12 protein-coding genes are annotated in these 16,030 nt (G+C 65.9%); 2 read left to right on the forward strand and 10 right to left on the reverse strand.

Going from position 1 to position 16,030, the window contains the following annotated elements; translation table 11 throughout:
- The first annotated feature begins 89 nt into the window (after positions 1 to 89).
- Positions 90 to 1,415, forward strand: coding sequence for an FAD-binding oxidoreductase (locus CK221_RS01215; RefSeq protein ID WP_095776353.1), 1,326 nt, complete (start codon positions 90 to 92; stop codon positions 1,413 to 1,415).
- 52 nt (positions 1,416 to 1,467) lie between these two features.
- Here the strand turns inward: CK221_RS01215 and CK221_RS01220 are convergent, their stop codons facing one another.
- From CK221_RS01220 to CK221_RS01240, 5 genes are all read right to left on the reverse strand, one after another.
- Positions 1,468 to 2,835 carry an FAD/NAD(P)-binding oxidoreductase gene (locus CK221_RS01220; RefSeq protein ID WP_095776354.1) on the reverse strand — a complete coding sequence of 456 codons (1,368 nt, stop codon included), beginning with the start codon at positions 2,833 to 2,835 and terminating at the stop codon, positions 1,468 to 1,470.
- On the reverse strand, positions 2,832 to 3,134 hold the full coding sequence (locus tag CK221_RS01225) for a (2Fe-2S)-binding protein (protein ID WP_095776355.1): 303 nt from the start codon (positions 3,132 to 3,134) through the stop codon (positions 2,832 to 2,834). Before CK221_RS01225 ends, CK221_RS01220 begins: the two co-directional genes overlap by 4 nt.
- Positions 3,131 to 5,116: a hydantoinase B/oxoprolinase family protein gene (locus CK221_RS01230; RefSeq protein ID WP_095776356.1), complete on the reverse strand. Its 1,986-nt coding sequence runs from the start codon at positions 5,114 to 5,116 to the stop codon at positions 3,131 to 3,133. Before CK221_RS01230 ends, CK221_RS01225 begins: the two co-directional genes overlap by 4 nt.
- Positions 5,117 to 5,120: 4 nt before the next feature.
- Entirely contained in the window at positions 5,121 to 7,199 is a 2,079-nt protein-coding gene (locus tag CK221_RS01235) for a hydantoinase/oxoprolinase family protein (RefSeq protein WP_095776357.1), read from the reverse strand.
- Between the two features lie 87 nt (positions 7,200 to 7,286).
- Positions 7,287 to 8,192 (reverse strand): LysR family transcriptional regulator, encoded by a 906-nt coding sequence (locus CK221_RS01240; RefSeq protein ID WP_095776358.1) that lies wholly within the window; start codon positions 8,190 to 8,192, stop codon positions 7,287 to 7,289.
- Positions 8,193 to 8,301: 109 nt separating this feature from the next.
- On the opposite strand from CK221_RS01240, the gene CK221_RS01245 reads away from it, so the two are divergent.
- The gene (locus CK221_RS01245; RefSeq protein WP_095776359.1) at positions 8,302 to 9,420 is read left to right on the forward strand and encodes an FAD-binding oxidoreductase; all 1,119 of its coding nucleotides are present in this window, start codon (positions 8,302 to 8,304) and stop codon (positions 9,418 to 9,420) included.
- A gap of 359 nt (positions 9,421 to 9,779) precedes the next feature.
- Here the strand turns inward: CK221_RS01245 and urtE are convergent, their stop codons facing one another.
- From urtE to urtA, 5 genes are all read right to left on the reverse strand, one after another.
- Positions 9,780 to 10,475: an urea ABC transporter ATP-binding subunit UrtE gene (gene urtE / locus CK221_RS01250; protein WP_095776360.1), complete on the reverse strand. Its 696-nt coding sequence runs from the start codon at positions 10,473 to 10,475 to the stop codon at positions 9,780 to 9,782.
- A gap of 70 nt (positions 10,476 to 10,545) precedes the next feature.
- Entirely contained in the window at positions 10,546 to 11,292 is a 747-nt protein-coding gene (gene urtD, locus CK221_RS01255; protein ID WP_095776361.1) for an urea ABC transporter ATP-binding protein UrtD, read from the reverse strand.
- A gap of 6 nt (positions 11,293 to 11,298) precedes the next feature.
- A complete protein-coding gene (gene urtC / locus CK221_RS01260) occupies positions 11,299 to 12,522 on the reverse strand; it encodes an urea ABC transporter permease subunit UrtC (protein ID WP_095776362.1) in 1,224 nt (407 codons plus the stop codon).
- Positions 12,519 to 14,135 (reverse strand): urea ABC transporter permease subunit UrtB, encoded by a 1,617-nt coding sequence (gene urtB, locus CK221_RS01265; protein ID WP_095776673.1) that lies wholly within the window; start codon positions 14,133 to 14,135, stop codon positions 12,519 to 12,521. Before urtB ends, urtC begins: the two co-directional genes overlap by 4 nt.
- 116 nt (positions 14,136 to 14,251) lie before the next feature.
- On the reverse strand, positions 14,252 to 15,529 hold the full coding sequence (gene urtA / locus CK221_RS01270) for an urea ABC transporter substrate-binding protein (RefSeq protein ID WP_245425907.1): 1,278 nt from the start codon (positions 15,527 to 15,529) through the stop codon (positions 14,252 to 14,254).
- Between the last annotated feature and the right edge of the window lie 501 nt (positions 15,530 to 16,030).

The following is a 16,030-nucleotide window of genomic DNA, read 5'->3' on the forward strand; positions in this document are numbered from 1 at the left end:
ACGGAATAAAATTCTGCCTGAAGCATAACTGCGGCAGCGGCTGCCTGCGCAACGCGCTAGATTCGAGCCTCAAAGGCAGAGAGAGGACCATGCGCGCGCCGCTGCAACAGATCGAGACATCCGACGAACTGCCGCAATCCGCGGATGCGGTGGTGATCGGCGGCGGCATTGTCGGCGTCTTCGCGGCCTACTACCTGGCTAGGCGCGGCTTGGAGGTCGCGCTTGTCGAAAAAGGACGCATCGGCGCCGAGCAGTCCAGCAGGAACTGGGGATGGTGCCGCCAACAGAACCGCGACGCCCGCGAGCTGCCTATGGCGACGCGCAGCCTCGATCTCTGGGAGCGCTTTGCGGCCGAAAGCGGCCAGGACACCGGCTTTCGCCGCTGCGGCCTGCTCTATCTTAGCAATGACGAGGCGGAGCTGGCCGGCTGGGCGCGCTGGCGTGACTTCGCCAGAACGGCGGGCGTCACCACGCACATGCTCGACAGCGCCGAGGCCAGCGAGCGGGGCCGCGCCACCGGCAGGACCTGGAAAGGCGGCGTCTTCTCGCCGACCGACGGCACCGCCGATCCGTCGCAAGCCGCGCCAGCGGTCGCCCGCGCCATCCTCCAGCTTGGCGGCACGGTGCATCAGAATTGCGCCGCGCGCGGTATCGAGACCGAGGGCGGTCGCCTGTGCGGCGTGGTCACGGAAAGCGGTACGATCCGCACGAAGGCGGCGGTTTTGGCCGGTGGCGCCTGGGCGTCCTCCTTTTGCCGTCAGTTCGGCTTCCGCTTCCCGCAGGCCTCGATCCGCTCCTCCATCCTGTCCGTCTCGCCCGGCGCGGGGGGCTTGCCGGATGCGCTACACACGGCAAAGATCTCGGCGACGCGGCGCGGTGACGGCGGCTACACGCTCGCCATAAGCGGCCGCGGACGCGTCGACGTGACGCCGCAGCAGCTGCGCTTCGCTTCGCAGTTCGTCCCCATGTTCCTGAAGCGCTGGCGCAGCCTCGCGCCCGGCGGGTTGCAGGGGGTGCGCTCAGGCCACGAAACGCTCCAACGCTGGCGGCTCGACCGGCCGACGCCGATGGAGCGGATGCGTATCCTCGATCCGATGCCGGATCAGGCGACCATCCGCCTGACCCATGCCCGCGCGCTCGAGCTGCTGCCTGCGCTGCGGCAGACGAAGATCAGCGCGGCCTGGGCGGGCTACATCGACAGCACGCCGGACGGCGTGCCGGCCATCGGCGAGATACACGCCGTTCCAGGCTTCTTCCTGGCTGCCGGATTTTCGGGTCACGGCTTCGGCATCGGACCCGGTGCCGGGCACCTCGTCGCCGATCTTGTCACCGGGTTGGAGCCGATCGTCGATCCGAAATCCTACGATCCGCGGCGCTTCGATGCCTCGGCGTGGGGCAAGGTCGCCGACTTCTAGTTTCAAACTCGACATTCCGACATCGCTTGGCAGGTGAACCCTCCGGATTGCATCAGCTCTCCCGAAGAAAGCCGCCGATGGGGGCCGGTCGGACGGGGGCCTGCCCGCGAAACCGGCCGACATCCTCGGGCCTACAGCCGGCTTGGGCTGCGACGAGTTCGGCGGCTGCCAACTGGCAATAACGCCCCTGGCAGCGCCCCATGCCGACGCGCGAGAGCGATTTCACCTTGTTGGCCTCGCCGCCGCCGAGAGTCGTGCCCTCGCGCACGGCCCCGGCAGTGACGTTCTCGCAGCGGCAGACGATCGTATCGTCGGGAAGCGACCTCACCATCGCGCCCGGCCAAGGAAAGGCCTGGGCCAGACCGCGGGCAAAGCGCTCGAGCCGTGCGAGCCTGCGCAGGTCGGCGCCGACGGAGGGCACCGGGCGTCCAAGATCGGCAAGGCACTCCGCCGCGGCAAGGCGCCCGGCGATCTCCGCGCCGTCCGCCCCGAGAGGACGGGCCCCATCACCGGCTAGGTAGATGCCATTGCCGGCCCGTCCCATCCGGTCGGTCTTCGGGAGCCACTGCCGCCATTGCTCGTCATAGGTGAAGGCGCATCCCGCAAGGTCAGTCAGATGAGTCTCCGCCCGCAGGTGCCAGCCGATCCCGATCATGTCGCATGGGGTGACGCGCTCCCGGCCGCCGGCGTCGCGCCAGCGCATCCCGGTGACACCCCGTCCGTCGGCATCGATTTGCAGAGGCGTCACGCCAGCGTGGTAGCGGCGACCAAGCCGCGCCCGCAGGGCCAGCCCGCGCAACGCCACGATTGGTCGGGCGGCAAGTCCCCAGAACCCGCGCATCTGCTGGCGCCACGAAGACGTATCAAGCACCGCCGCCACATCCGCTCCGGCCTTGAGGAGTTGCATGCCAACCAGCGTCAGCAAGGGGCCCGACCCGATAAGCACGATGCGCCGTCCGAGCGCGACGCCCTGCGCCTTGAGCGCGATCTGCGCCGCGCCAAGGCTGAAGACGCCGGCGTTCTGCCAGCCAGGGACCGGAGCGACGCGGTCTGAAGCGCCGGTGGCGAGGATCAGGCGGTCGTAGAAGACGACCTCCGCGCCGCCCTCCCCCAGCACCTGCAGCCGCCCCTCATGCATCGCGATGACGGAGCTGCGCGCGCAATAAGTGAGCCGCCCTTCTTCGGCCATCCGGTCGAAGAGCAAATGCAATGCGCGCGCCTTGTCCGCCTCAAAGCCGTACAGCTGCTCCGGAGTTCGGACGAACCCGGCAGGCGGGCGGCGATAGATCTGCCCACCCGCGCGGTGCCCTTCATCGATCACCACCGGATGGAGGCCGGCCTCGACCAGTGTCGCCGCGGCCCTTATGCCGGCGGGGCCCGCACCTACGATCACGATGCGCGGCGATGACGGCTCGCTCACGGCCAGTTCTCCGGCGGCGTCGTGCGCAGCCGCATGCCTTCGACGACAAGAGTTGTGCACGCACGCAGGCGCGGTCCCTCTTCTTGCCACACCCAGCAGTCCTGGCAGGCTCCCATCAGACAGAAACCTGCGCGCGGCTCGGGATCGAACTCAGAACTCCGGAGCGCATGTGCTGTAGCCAGCATTGCGGTCAGCACGGTGTCGCCGTCCAGCGCGTTGCGCGTCTCACCGTCGAGAAGGAACTGCACCTCCTCGCGATCGCGCTCGGCCAGCCGGACAATGCGGCCGGCCGTCATCATTCCGCCGCCTCTCGTACCGGCCCCGGACGTGGCAGTTCGGGAAAGCGTTCGCAGACCACCTCGAAGGCCGCTTGGACGCCTTTCGGCCCGGAGCGACCTTTCATGCGGCGAAAAATCTCCGTCTTGGCGAAGAACCGCCAGTGGATCGGCAAGGCGTCCAGGAGAGCGTGGAGCCGGTCATAGGCGGCCGGCGTCCACTGCGCTTCGTAGCTGTCGCGCTCCGGCCCGAAATGGAAATGGCCGGCGGCCGGCTTGTGCCTCGCGCGCAGCCGCTCCGTCGCGTGCTCGTCGACTTCGCCGCCGCGGATAACGACCCCGTAGTCGCTTTCGGCTGCGGCCGGCGAGAGATAGCCGCGCCGCACATCCTCAGCGACCCGCCAGGGCTCGCGCTGAAACGGATCGCCGCGTCCGCCGCCGCCGGCGGAGCGGATCGCGAGCACGTCGCCCGGCTGCAGCACCGCCGTGTCGATGTTGCCCAGCCGCCGCTCGCGGTCGGTGCCCGGATTGACGACCATGTCCGACAAGCCGGCCGCCTTGCCGCCCAGCACGCCCCAGGGACGGAAGAAGCTGCGGTCGCGATTGCGCGCCGTAATCCGGGAGTCGGGGGCAAAGACACGAAAAGCCATCTCGGTCGCCAGCCCGCCGCGCCAGCGGCCCGCACCGCCGCTGTCCTGGGCGAGCCCATATTTCACGAATTCGACCGGCGTCTCGGTCTCGGTGATCTCGATCGGCGTGTTCTTGAGATAGGCGGCATCGGCGCCCGATCCATTGGTGCCATCGCGACGCGGCATCGCGCCGCCGCCGCCCACGACGGGGTTGACCGCCGCGATGACGCTCCGGCTGGTGCGCTCATCGATGGTCATGACGTTGACGATGCAGTTGTTGCCGGCCGGCGCCGCCGGCAAGCGCTCCGGCAGCACTTGCGAGAAGGCCCCGAAGATGACCGAGCGCAGCCGGGCGCAGGTGAGCGAGCGCATGCCGACGGCGGCGGGATGGACGGGGTTCAGCACCGAACCTTGCGGGGTGATGCAGGTGAACGGCCGGGTGAGGCCGGTGTTGAGCAGGATTTTCGGGTTGAGCGTGTAGAGCACGTAATACACCCCGACCAGCAGCATCGTGTGGCGCGGGTCGCCGCCCGAAGGCACGTTGAGTGAGGAGCCGAGCTGCGGATCGGAGCCGGTGAAGTCGAGCACGGCCTCATCGCCTTTGATCGTCAGCGTCAGCTTCAGCCGGCAGGGATTGGCCTCGACCGAATCCTCATCGGCATAGTCGGCGAATTGCCAGGTGCCGTCGGGCATGGCGCGCAGCACGGCCCGCGCCTGCGCCTCGGCATGGTCGAGAAGAGCTGCAACGCCTTCGACGAAGCCGGCCTTGCCGAACTTTTTCACCATCGCCTGGATCTTGCGCTCGCCGGTGTTGAGCGCGCCGACCAGCGCCTTGATGTCGCCGATGTTGAGGTCCGGCTTGCGCACATTGGTGCTCATGATCCTGAGGATCGTCTCGTCGAAGACGCCTTCCCTCACCAGCTTCATCGGCGGAAAGCGGACGCCTTCCTGATGGATTTCGGTGAGCGCGCGGCTGAGCGAAGCCGGCACAGCCCCGCCCATGTCGGTGTTGTGGATGTGCCCTCCCGTCCAGGCGACGATCTCGCCGTCGACGAAGACCGGCTTCCACAAATGCGTATCGGGCGCGTGCGTGGCGACGTGGCCGGAATAGGGATCGTTGGTGAAGGCGACGTCTCCCGGCCGGTAGTCGTTCACCATGGCGATCGCACGGTGATAAGAAAGCCCCGGATACCAGGTGGCGCCGAGTTCCATCGGGACGGCGAAGGTCGCTCCCGAGCGATCCATCAGCATCACCGTAAAATCCTGCGTCTCCTTGACGAAGGCGGAGTGCGCGGTGCGGTGCAGCGTGTGGGCCATGTTCTCGGCCGCCGCGCGGGCATGGTTAGCCAGAACCTGAAGATTTGTGCGGTCGAACAAGGCGTCACTCCGCGAAAGTCAGAACGAGATTGAGGTGGCGATCGACCCGCGCCTGCGTTCCGGCGGGGAGAGCGAAGGTGGTATCTTCCTGGACCACCACCGCAGGCCCGTGAAACGCGCTGCCCGGCACCAGGGTCTGGCGGTCATGGAGGTCGATGGTCTCGACGGTCAGACCGGTGTAGACCGGCACCCGGCGCGCCGGATGGGTCGGGACGTTGATCTCCTCGGTCTCGGGGAAGGAGAGCGCCGGACCTGCGCCTATCGCGGACAGCCGAACATTCACGAGCTCGATCGCGCCGTCCGGATCGTGGAAGTCGTAGAGCTGCTCATGGGTACGGTGGAATGCCTGCTCGATCGCGGCCGCATCGCCGTCCGCCAGCCATTGGGGCGAAAGGACGACCTCGATCTCATAGCTCTGGCCGAAGTAGCGCATGTCGCAGGAGAGTGTGAGTTGCGCGGCCGCATCGTGCCCCTGCGCCGCAAGCCAGTCGCGGCCCTCCTGCGCCAGCGCCTCGAAGGCCTCGCGGATTCCGGGAAGCGACGCGCCGGATAGCGGGCTGAAGATGGTGCGGATGAAGTCCCCGCGCAGATCAGCCACCAGCCCACCCAGCGCCGATACCACGCCGGGGCGGCGGGGCGCCATGACGCGCTTGATGCCGAGCTCGCGGGCCAGGAAGGCGCCGAGCATCGGGCCGCCGCCGCCGAATGGCATCAGGGTGAAATCGCGCAGATCGACGCCGGCGCGCGAGGCGAGCTTCTCAACCTCGACGAACATTTCCGACACCGCGATGTCGAGGATCGCCTGCGCGGTCTGCTCGACCGGGCGGCCGAGCCGCATCGCAAGTTCGCCGACCGCGCGATGCGCCAGTTGGGTCTCGATGCTGAGCTGGCCATAGGCCATCTCGCTATGGCCGAGCCATCCGCACACCACCATGGCGTCGGTTACCGTCGCCCGCTCGCCGCCACGGCCGTAGCATGCAGGTCCCGGCGTCGAACCGGCCGATTCCGGCCCGACCCGCAGCACTCCTTGCGCGTCGACGCTGGCGATCGAGCCGCCGCCGACACCGATCGAGCTCACCGACACGGAAGGGATATGGAGCGGAAATTCGCCGATCAGCTCGCCGGTGCCGAACTGCGGCTCGCCGTTTATGATGAGCGCGAAATCGGCCGAGGTTCCGCCGATGTCGAGGGTGAGAACCTTATCCTCGCCGGCCTGACGCGCCAGCCACGAGGCGCCGATGACGCCCGAGGCCGTTCCCGACAGCAGCATGTTCACGCAGGCGCGCTTGCCTTCGGCGGCGTTCATCAGCCCGCCGTTCGACTTCGTCAGCATCGGCCGGGCCGGCACGCCGCGATGCTTCAGCCGCTCTTCCAGCGCGGTCAGATAGCCGGAGACGCGCGGATGGACATAGCCATTGAGAATGGCGGTCGAGCTGCGCTCGTATTCGCGGATGACCGGCCACACCTCGGCGGAGGTGAAGACGAAGAGGTCGGGCGCCAGGCGCGCGATCGCCGCCTTTACCGAGGTTTCCTGCGCGGCGTTGCGCCAGGAATGCAGGAAAGACACGACGATCCCCTGCGCCCCGTTCGCTTTCGCGGCCGCGACCGCGCTCTCCACAGCCGCCGTGTCGGGCGCCTGGGTTTCATTGCCATCGGCGCGCATGCGGGCCGGAATGCCGAACACCATGTCGCGCGAGATCAGCGGATCCGGCCGCGCGCAGAACAGCGAATACATGTCCGGCATGCGAAGCCGCGCGAGCTCGATCACGTCCTCGAAGCCGGCATTGGTGAACAGCGCCAGCGGCGCGCCCTTGCGCTGGATGATCGTGTTGATACCGACGGTCGTGCCATGCACGAAGCGCGTCATATGGGTCGGGTCGAAGCCCTCGCGTTCGGCCAGCAAGGTGAGCCCCGTCATCAGCTCGGCGCCCGGATCTTCCGGCGTCGTCAGCACCTTCAGCGAAGCGACGCGTCCGGATTTTGCTTCGAGCGCGCAGAAATCGATGAATGTCCCGCCGATATCGACGCCGACCTTCCAGTCGGCCTCCTTGCGTGCCTCATCCGCCGCAATGGCTCCATCCATGATGCGTCCCTTTCCGTCTGCTCGGAAACTCGCACGAGCGGACAGTCACGGTCCAAGATGGATGATGGGCAAGAATATAAGTCGTACTTATACCTTGACGCTATGCTCGCCGACAACGGCGGAGCAGGCCGTGCGGATGTCATCGCGCATCGTTTCGTCGGCCCTCGAAAGGGCTCGTGCGCGGGACGTGAGCAGCGCGATCGGGAATTCCGGGCCGCCCGCCAGCGGCCTGACGGCGAGGCCGGAAAACTGGTGCCACGGCAGCAGCGCGTCGACGAGAGCCACGCCCAGACCAGCCTGGACGAAGCCGACGGCAGAAATCGAAACGTCGATCTCCAGCGACGGTGAAAGGGCCACGCCTTGCGCGCGGGCTGCGTGGGCCAGCTCGTCGGCGGGACGCGTGTTGCCGCGATAGGATATCAGTTGCTGCCCGACGAGATCGGCGAGCGTCAGCTCGGGCTTCTTCTGCAGCGCGTGTCCGCGCGGCAGCAGGCAGGCGAAGCCGACGCTGCCGATCACCTCGGCCTCGATATCGGGAGGCAGGCGGTCATCCATGGCCACGCCGAGGCTGGCATCGCCGGCGCGCAGCATGTCTACAATCGCGGCGATCGGCGCGCTATGGGAACGCAGCAGCATGTCGGGATGCTGCGCCCGAAATGCGGTGAAGGCGCGCGGCAATATCGCCATGGCCGGCGGCGGCGAGGCGGCGACCCGCACCAGTCCGGTCCGACCGAGACGCAGATCGGTGGTCTTGCGGCGCAGGCCGTCGAGCCCCGCCGACAGCCTCTCGGCATCGGGAAAGATCTCGAGCGCCTCAGGGGTCGGCCGCAGCCTGCCCTTGACCCGCTCGAACAGCGTGAAGCCGAGCTCGTCCTCAGTGTGGAGCAGTATCTGGCTGAGCGCGGGCTGGGAGATGTTCAGCATTCGCGCCGCGGCGGTCACGGTGCCCGCGCGCATGACGGCGATGAACACTTCGAGCTGCCGGGCCCGCATTCCTACTCCATAGGTAGAACTTATGGCTTTTATCCAAAGCCATCTTTGACGCATTGCCGCGGCGCCGACAAGATGGATCAGGATCAGCCCTCTTGGCTAGGGAACGACAATGGATGTGATCGTGCTGGGCGGCGGCCTGATGGGGACGGCTTCCGCCTATTTCCTGGCCAGGCGCGGCGCCCGCGTGACGCTGATTGAGCGCAACCGGATCGGCAGTGGAGCAACCGTCGCCTCCTTCGGCAACATCCGGCGCACGGGGCGTCATCTGTCGCAGCTTCCGCTGGCGCACCGCTCGCTCCGGCTGTGGGGCGAGGCGGAAAAAATGCTGGGGCGCGATGTGGAATTCCGCGCCACCGGTCACGTCCGGCTGATCTTCGATGAAGGCAGTCTCGCCGACATGCGCAGCTATGCCGAGGGTGCGCGTCCCTGGGGACTCGAGCTGGAGGAGCTCAGCCCGCGCGAGATCCGCGCGCGTTTTCCCGGCCTCGGTCCGGACGCGATCGCGGCGTCGTTCTCTCCGCATGACGGCAGCGGCAATCCGCGGCTGATCGCGCCGGCCTTCGCCGAGGCCGCCCGCAAGCTGGGCGCGAAAATCATCGACGAAGCTCGGGTCGAAAAGATCGAGCGGACCGACTCCGGTTTCCTTGTCGCCAGTTCAAAAGGCGCATTGGCCGCAGAAGGCCTGCTCAACACCGCCGGCGCCTGGGGCGCGCGCGTCGCTGCGCTGTTCGGCGAAGAGGTGCCGCTCGATGCCCGCGGCCCGCAAATGGGCGTGACCGAGCCACTGCCACACCGGATCCTGCCAGTGGTCGGCATCTGGACGCGCGACAAGGACTATGGCGCCTATCTGCGTCAGGTCGAGCGCGGCAACATCGTCTTCGGCGGCGCGGCCGAAAGGGTGCCGGTCGACCTCGATCCGGGCCATGCGACCGCCGACCCCATGCGCCTGCCGGCGCAATTGCGAGCCGTCGCGCGGCTGTTGCCGGCGATCGCCCAAGTCGCGGTCATCCGCACCTGGTCGGGCTGCGAAGGCTATGTCCGCGACATGCTGCCGGTCATGGGGCGCTCGGCGACGACGCCGGGCCTGTTCCACGCTTTCGGCTTCAGCGGGCACGGCTTCCAGCTCGGTCCGGGTGTCGGCGACGCCATGGCCGAGCTTATCACGACTGGTGACTGCGAAACGCCCCTCGACGATTTTAAGATAGATCGCTTCAATCACGGAGCCTGACGAGGCGAGTCGATCACCTGGACGCCAGGCGTCCTTTGACGCGCAAGAAGGGAGCTTCCATCTGTTCGAATGACGGCGTGTTGGGTGAGCAGAAGGTCGCTTTCGGATGGCTGAGACTGAAGTTCGCCCCCAGCAAACGGCGGCCGCGGATTGGAGCGCGTGGGCGCTGCGCGACAAGCGATTTATAAGTGTCGTTGTACGAGCATTCCCCGATCGGCGATTCTTATTTCATGCTTTGCTCAGCCCTATCGGCTTAATGTCGGAACGCAGGATGCCGCGCAGAACATGGCGCGCTTCTACGGACTTTCCATCGAAACGACATTGTTTGCGGCGCTTCGGCCAAAGGATGACGACTGAACCTAGACAGTAAGGAGCTTGCGTACATCGGGCCTGTCCAGATCCTCGGCAGGGCCGGTATGCACGATCCGGCCGCGGTCCATGATGTTGACCTCGTCGGCAAGCTCGCGGCAGAAATCGAGATATTGCTCGACCAAAAGCACCGCAATGCCGGCCTGGTCGCGCAGGTAGCGGATGGCACGGCCGATGTCCTTGATGATCGAGGGCTGGATGCCCTCGGTCGGCTCGTCGAGCACGAGCAGCTTGGGCCGCATGACCAGCGCCCTGCCGATGGCGAGTTGCTGCTGCTGGCCGCCGGAGAGATCGCCGCCGCGGCGCCCCAGCATCTGCTTCAGCACCGGAAACAGCTCGAATACATGGGCCGGGACGTTGCGGTCGGCGCGCCTCAGCGGCGCGAAGCCCGATTCCAGATTCTCACGCACCGTCAGCAGCGGAAAGATCTCCCTGCCCTGCGGCACGAATGCGATGCCCGACCGGGCGCGGTCATACGCCGCGCTCCGGTCGAGCGCCTTCCCCTCGAAGGCAACACTTCCGCTCGTCAGCCGGTGATGGCCGACGATCGATCTCATCAAGCTGGTCTTGCCGACGCCATTGCGGCCGAGCACGCAGGTGATCTTGCCGGCGCCGGCTTTCAGAGAGACGCCGCGCAGCGCCTGGGCGGCGCCGTAATGCAGCGTGGCATTGGAGACTTCGAGCATGGTCAGGCCCTTCTCCAGCGCTTCAGGAACGCAACATCGAACCGGTGGAACGGAACCCGCCAGACCATGCTCACCGCCCCAGATAGACTTCAACGACGCGCTCGTCGGCCGAAACGAAATCGAGCGTGCCTTCGGACAGCACCGAGCCCTCATGCAGGCAGGTGACCTTGACGCCGAGCTCGCGCACAAAGTGCATGTCGTGCTCGACGACGACCACCGAATGGTCGCGAGCGATGTCCTTGAGCAGGCGCGCGGTCTCCTCGGTCTCGGCGTCGGTCATGCCCGCGACCGGTTCGTCGACGAGAAGCAGCTTCGGATCCTGCGCGAGCAGCATGCCGATCTCCAGCCACTGCTTCTGGCCGTGGCTCAAATTGGCGGCGATCTCGTCGCGCTTGTCGCCGAGGCGGATGATGCCGAGTATGTCGTCGATGCGCCGCGTCTCGGCCGCCGAGCGGCGATGGAACAACGCCGGGAAGATCGAGCGCGGCCCCTTCAGCGCCAGCATCAGATTGTCCTCGACGCTGTGGCTCTCGAAGACGGTCGGCTTCTGGAACTTGCGGCCGATGCCCATCATGGCGATCTCGGCTTCGTCATGCCGGGTGAGATCGACCTGACCGTCGAAGAATACCTCGCCCTCGTCCGGCCGCGTCTTGCCGGTGACAATATCCATCATCGTCGTCTTGCCGGCGCCGTTGGGTCCGATGATGGCGCGCATCTCGCCCTTGTCGAGCACCAGCGACAGGTTGTTGATGGCGCGAAAGCCGTCGAAGGAGACCGAGACGCCGTCGAGATAGAGGATGGTGTTCGACTTGCTCATGGTCGCTTACTCCGCCGGCTGCGGTTCGGGGCCGTTGGCCGACCACGCGCCCGGCGTTCTCGCCGCCGAGCGCTGGATCTTCGGCTGCGCTTCCGGCGGATCGATGCCGGCTTTCGCGGCGAGCGAGGCCGCGCGCAGCGCCCTGGCCTTGCCGCGCCAGCTATCCCACATGCCGACCACGCCCTTGGGCAGGAACAGCGTTACGGCGACGAACAACCCGCCAAGCGCGAATAGCCAGAATTCAGGCAGCACGCCGGTGAACCAGGATTTGCCGGCATTGACCAGGAGCGCGCCGATAATCGGGCCGACGATGGTGCCGCGCCCGCCGACGGCGGTCCAGATCACCACTTCGATCGAATTGGCGGGCTCGAACTCGCCGGGATTAATGATGCCGACCTGCGGCACGTAGAGCGCGCCGGCGATGCCGGCCATGACGGCCGAGACGCTGAAGGCGAAGAGTTTTACATTCTCGGCCCGCCAGCCGAGGAAGCGGGTGCGGCTTTCGGCGTCGCGCACCGCCATCAGCAGCTTGCCGTATTTGGAGCGCACGATCGCCGCGGTGACAAAGACGGCGAACGCCAGCGTCACGGCGCTTGCTGAAAACAGCGCCGCGCGCGTCGCGTCGGCCTGGATGTTGAAGCCGAGGATGTCCTTGAAATCGGTCAGGCCGTTATTGCCTCCGAAACCCATGTCGTTGCGGAAGAAGGCAAGCAGCAGCGCATAGGTCATCGCCTGGGTGATGATCGACAGATAGACCCCGGTGACGCGGCTGCGGAAGGCGAACCAGCCGAATACGAAGGCAAGTAGGCCCGGCACGGCCAGCACCATCAGCACGGCGAACCAGAAATGGTCGAAGCCGTGCCAGAACCAGGGCAGTTCCTTGTAGTTCAGGAACACCATGAAGTCCGGCAGGATGGGATTGCCATAGACGCCGCGCGAGCCGATCTGACGCATCAGATACATGCCCATCGCATAGCCGCCGAGCCCGAAGAAGGCGCCGTGGCCGAGCGAAAGGATGCCGCAATAGCCCCAGACCAGATCGAGCGCGAGCGCCAGCAGCGCGTAGCAGAGATATTTCCCGACCAAAGTGACGATGTAAGGCGGAATGTAGAAGGCGCTTTGAGGCGACACCGCGAGGTTTAGCAGCGGCACGATGACGGCCGCCGCCAGCAGGACGAGGATGGCGATCGCGATGCGCCGGTCGGTGCCGAAGAAGCGCTGCGTGATCATGCTTCCACCGCCCTGCCCTTCAGCGCGAACAGGCCGCGCGGCCGCTTCTGGATGAACAGGATGATCAGTACCAGCACGACGATCTTGCCAAGCACCGCGCCGGCGGACGGCTCGAGGAACTTGTTGACGATGCCGAGCGAGAAGGCGCCGACCAGCGTGCCCCAGAGATTGCCGACGCCACCGAAGACCACGACCATGAAACTGTCGATAATGTAGCCGCGGCCGAGATTGGGCGAGACGTTGTCGATCTGGCTGAGCGCCACGCCGGCGATCCCGGCGATACCGGAGCCGAGCGCGAAAGTCAGCGCGTCGACCCAAGGCGTCCTGATGCCCATGGATGCGGCCATGCGCCGATTGGCGGTGACGGCACGCATCTGCAGGCCCCAGGGCGTTCGCTTCATGACGTAGAGCAGCACACCGAACACCAGCAGCGCGAACACCAGTATCCACAGCCGGTTCCAGGTGATGGCCAATTGACCGATGTCGAACGATCCCGACATCCAGGACGGATTGCCGACCTCCTGGTTCGTCGGGCCGAAGACGGTGCGCACCGCCTGCTGCAGGATCAGCGAGACGCCCCATGTGGCAAGAAGCGTCTCCAGCGGCCGGCCGTAGAGGAAGCGGATGACGCCGCGCTCGATGACGAGGCCGACCAGCGCCGAGACCAGGAAGGCGAGCGGCAGCGCGATGACCAGCGACCAGTCGAAGAGGCTCGGAAACGACGTGCGGATCACCTGCTGGACGACGAAGGTGGTGTAGGCGCCGAGCATCACCATCTCGCCATGCGCCATGTTGATGACGCTCATGACGCCGAAGGTTATGGCAAGCCCGATCGCCGCCAGCAGCAGCACCGAACCGAGCGAAATGCCGTACCAGATGTTCTGGCCGGCATCCCACAGCGCCAGCGTCGAATTGATATGGCCGATCGCGGCGGTTGCCAAGTTCTTGACCGCTCCCTGCGCGCCAGCCTCAACGGAGGTCAGCAGGGAAAGCGCATCGCGGTCGCCGCGCGCCGCGATGGCCGAGATGGCGGCGAGCTTGTCGGCTTCCGGCTTGTCGGAAACCAGAACCGACGCCGCGCGCGCCTGCACGAACATCGTCTTGACGGCTGGGTCGGTCTCAGCAGCGATCGCGGCATCGAGCGGTTCGATATTCGCCGCGTCGGGCGTCTTGAACATGGTCGCGGCGGCGGCAAGGCGCACGCTCGCGTCCTTGGCGCGCAGCGTCAGCGTCCCCAGCGCGTCGCGTATGGCGCGGCGAAGACCGTTGTTGACCTTGATCTTGGTGAGATCGGCCTTGGCGGCGTCGGCTGCTTTCTCGCCGCTCAGCGGATCGAGCAGTTCGATGCCGTCGCCCCCTTCCTTGCCGACGAAGACCTGGGAATCCGCCTTTCGGATGTAGAGGTTGCCGTCGGCGAGCGCAGAAAGCGGACGTTCGACCAAAGGATCGCCGCTCGCCGCAAGCTCGCGGACGACGGCCTCGGTGCCAGAGAAATTGGAGGCTGCCGCGAACTTGGCAATGATCGGGCGAAGATCGGCTTCGGCCGCGCTCGACGGCAGCAGGCTTGCCATCGTCAGCAGCAGCGTCAGCCAAATCGCGCGCAACAGGATCATCATCTTCCAGCGGTTCTCAAGGTTCGAGGTTTTCGCCCGGACGGGCCGAGGCCCGCCCGGGCTGCGGTCGCCGGGTCGCGGAACCACGCCGCGACCCGGCCCACCCCCTGGGAGGGTCAGTTGGTGCCCTTGCCGCCGCACTTGCCGGTGGCGACATTGAAGTTGCCGCACGACAGGGGCGCGCGCCAATCGGAGATCAGGTTCTTGGAATCGGGCAGATAGTCGGACCACTCGTCGCCCATCACCAGACCCGGGGTCTGCGAGACGGTTTCGAACTGGCCGTCGGCCTGGATCTCGCCGATCAGCACCGGCTTGGTGATGTGGTGATTGGGCATCATCGTCGAATAGCCGCCGGTGAGGTTCGGCACCGAGACGCCCACCATGGCGTCGATGACCTTGTCAGGATCGGTTGTGCCGGCTTTCTCGACCGCCTTCACCCACATGTTGAAGCCGATATAGTGGGCTTCCATCGGATCGTTGGTGGTGCGCTTGTCGTTCTTGATGAACTTATGCCAGTCGTCGATGAACTTCTTGTTCTCGGGCGTGTCGACGCTCTCGAAATAGTTCCAGGCGGCGAGATGGCCGACCAGCGGCGCGGTGTCGAGACCGGCCAGTTCCTCCTCGCCGACCGAGAAGGCCATGACAGGGATATCCTCGGCCTTGATGCCCTGGTTGCCGAGCTCCTTGTAGAACGGCACATTGGCGTCGCCGTTGACCGTCGACACGACGGCGGTCTTCTTGCCGGCCGAGCCGAACTTCTTGATCGCCGAGACCTCGGTCTGCCAGTCGGAGAAGCCGAACGGCGTGTAGTTGACCATGATATCCTCGGCCGGCACGCCCTTCGACTTGAGGTAGGCTTCGAGGATCTTGTTGGTCGTGCGCGGATAGACATAGTCGGTGCCTTCGAGCACCCAGCGCTTCACCGAGCCGCCATCGGCGCTCATCAGGTAGTCGACGGCCGGAATGGCCTGCTGGTTCGGGGCAGCACCGGTGTAGAAGACGTTGCGCTCGCTCTCCTCGCCCTCATACTGGACCGGATAGAACAGGATGTTGTCGAGCTCCGAGAACACCGGCAGCACCGATTTGCGCGAGACCGAAGTCCAGCAGCCGAACACCGCCGCGACCTTGTCCTTGGAGATCAGCTCGCGCGCCTTTTCGGCAAACAGCGGCCAGTTGGACGCCGGATCGACCACCACGGCCTCGAGCTTCTTGCCGAGCAGGCCGCCCTTGGCGTTCTGCTCTTCGATCAGCATCAGCATGACGTCCTTCAGCGTCGTCTCCGAGATCGCCATGGTCCCCGACAGCGAATGCAGGATGCCGACCTTGATCGTGTCGTCGGCCGCCCTGGCGGGCGCCGTCAGCAGGCTGGCCGCGAGAACGCCAGCCGAGAACATTTTTGTTATTGTCGAGAAACTTCCCCTCATATTGCACACTCCCAAGCTGGTTGTTTTGCATTGCAACATTGCGGTGCAAGCGACGTGCCAAACCTGACAGTCCAAAGTGCCGGGCAAAAAATCGATCAGTTACAGTTGGTTATAATTTCAACTCAAGTTTTCAACGGCCGCTTCCGCTTCAACGCGTTGTCAAATTTTGGGCTTCTGCCTCTATTTTCATCGCAATTTTCTATTGCGTGTTTTTACATCGCCGTTTGCCTTCTGCCGGCCCCGTAGTCGCACGGCGAGAGATGTCGGGAATTGAAATCTTTGCGCCGCGGGCGGCTAAGAAGTGAGGGGCCCGGTCCCTCTCGGCGGCGGGCTTTTCCTATCTGGAGCAAATTTGTAGACCGCTCGATTGGTGTCGTCGGTGACGCGAACCCATTGGGTCTCGACTCGCCGGTCCTGTACGTGGCGGCCGGTCACCCATTCAGCGGCTTCTTTAGCTGAGGCGGTCCTCGC

The sequence above is a fragment of the Mesorhizobium sp. WSM3868 genome, from assembly GCF_002294785.1.
Taxonomy (GTDB): domain Bacteria; phylum Pseudomonadota; class Alphaproteobacteria; order Rhizobiales; family Rhizobiaceae; genus Mesorhizobium.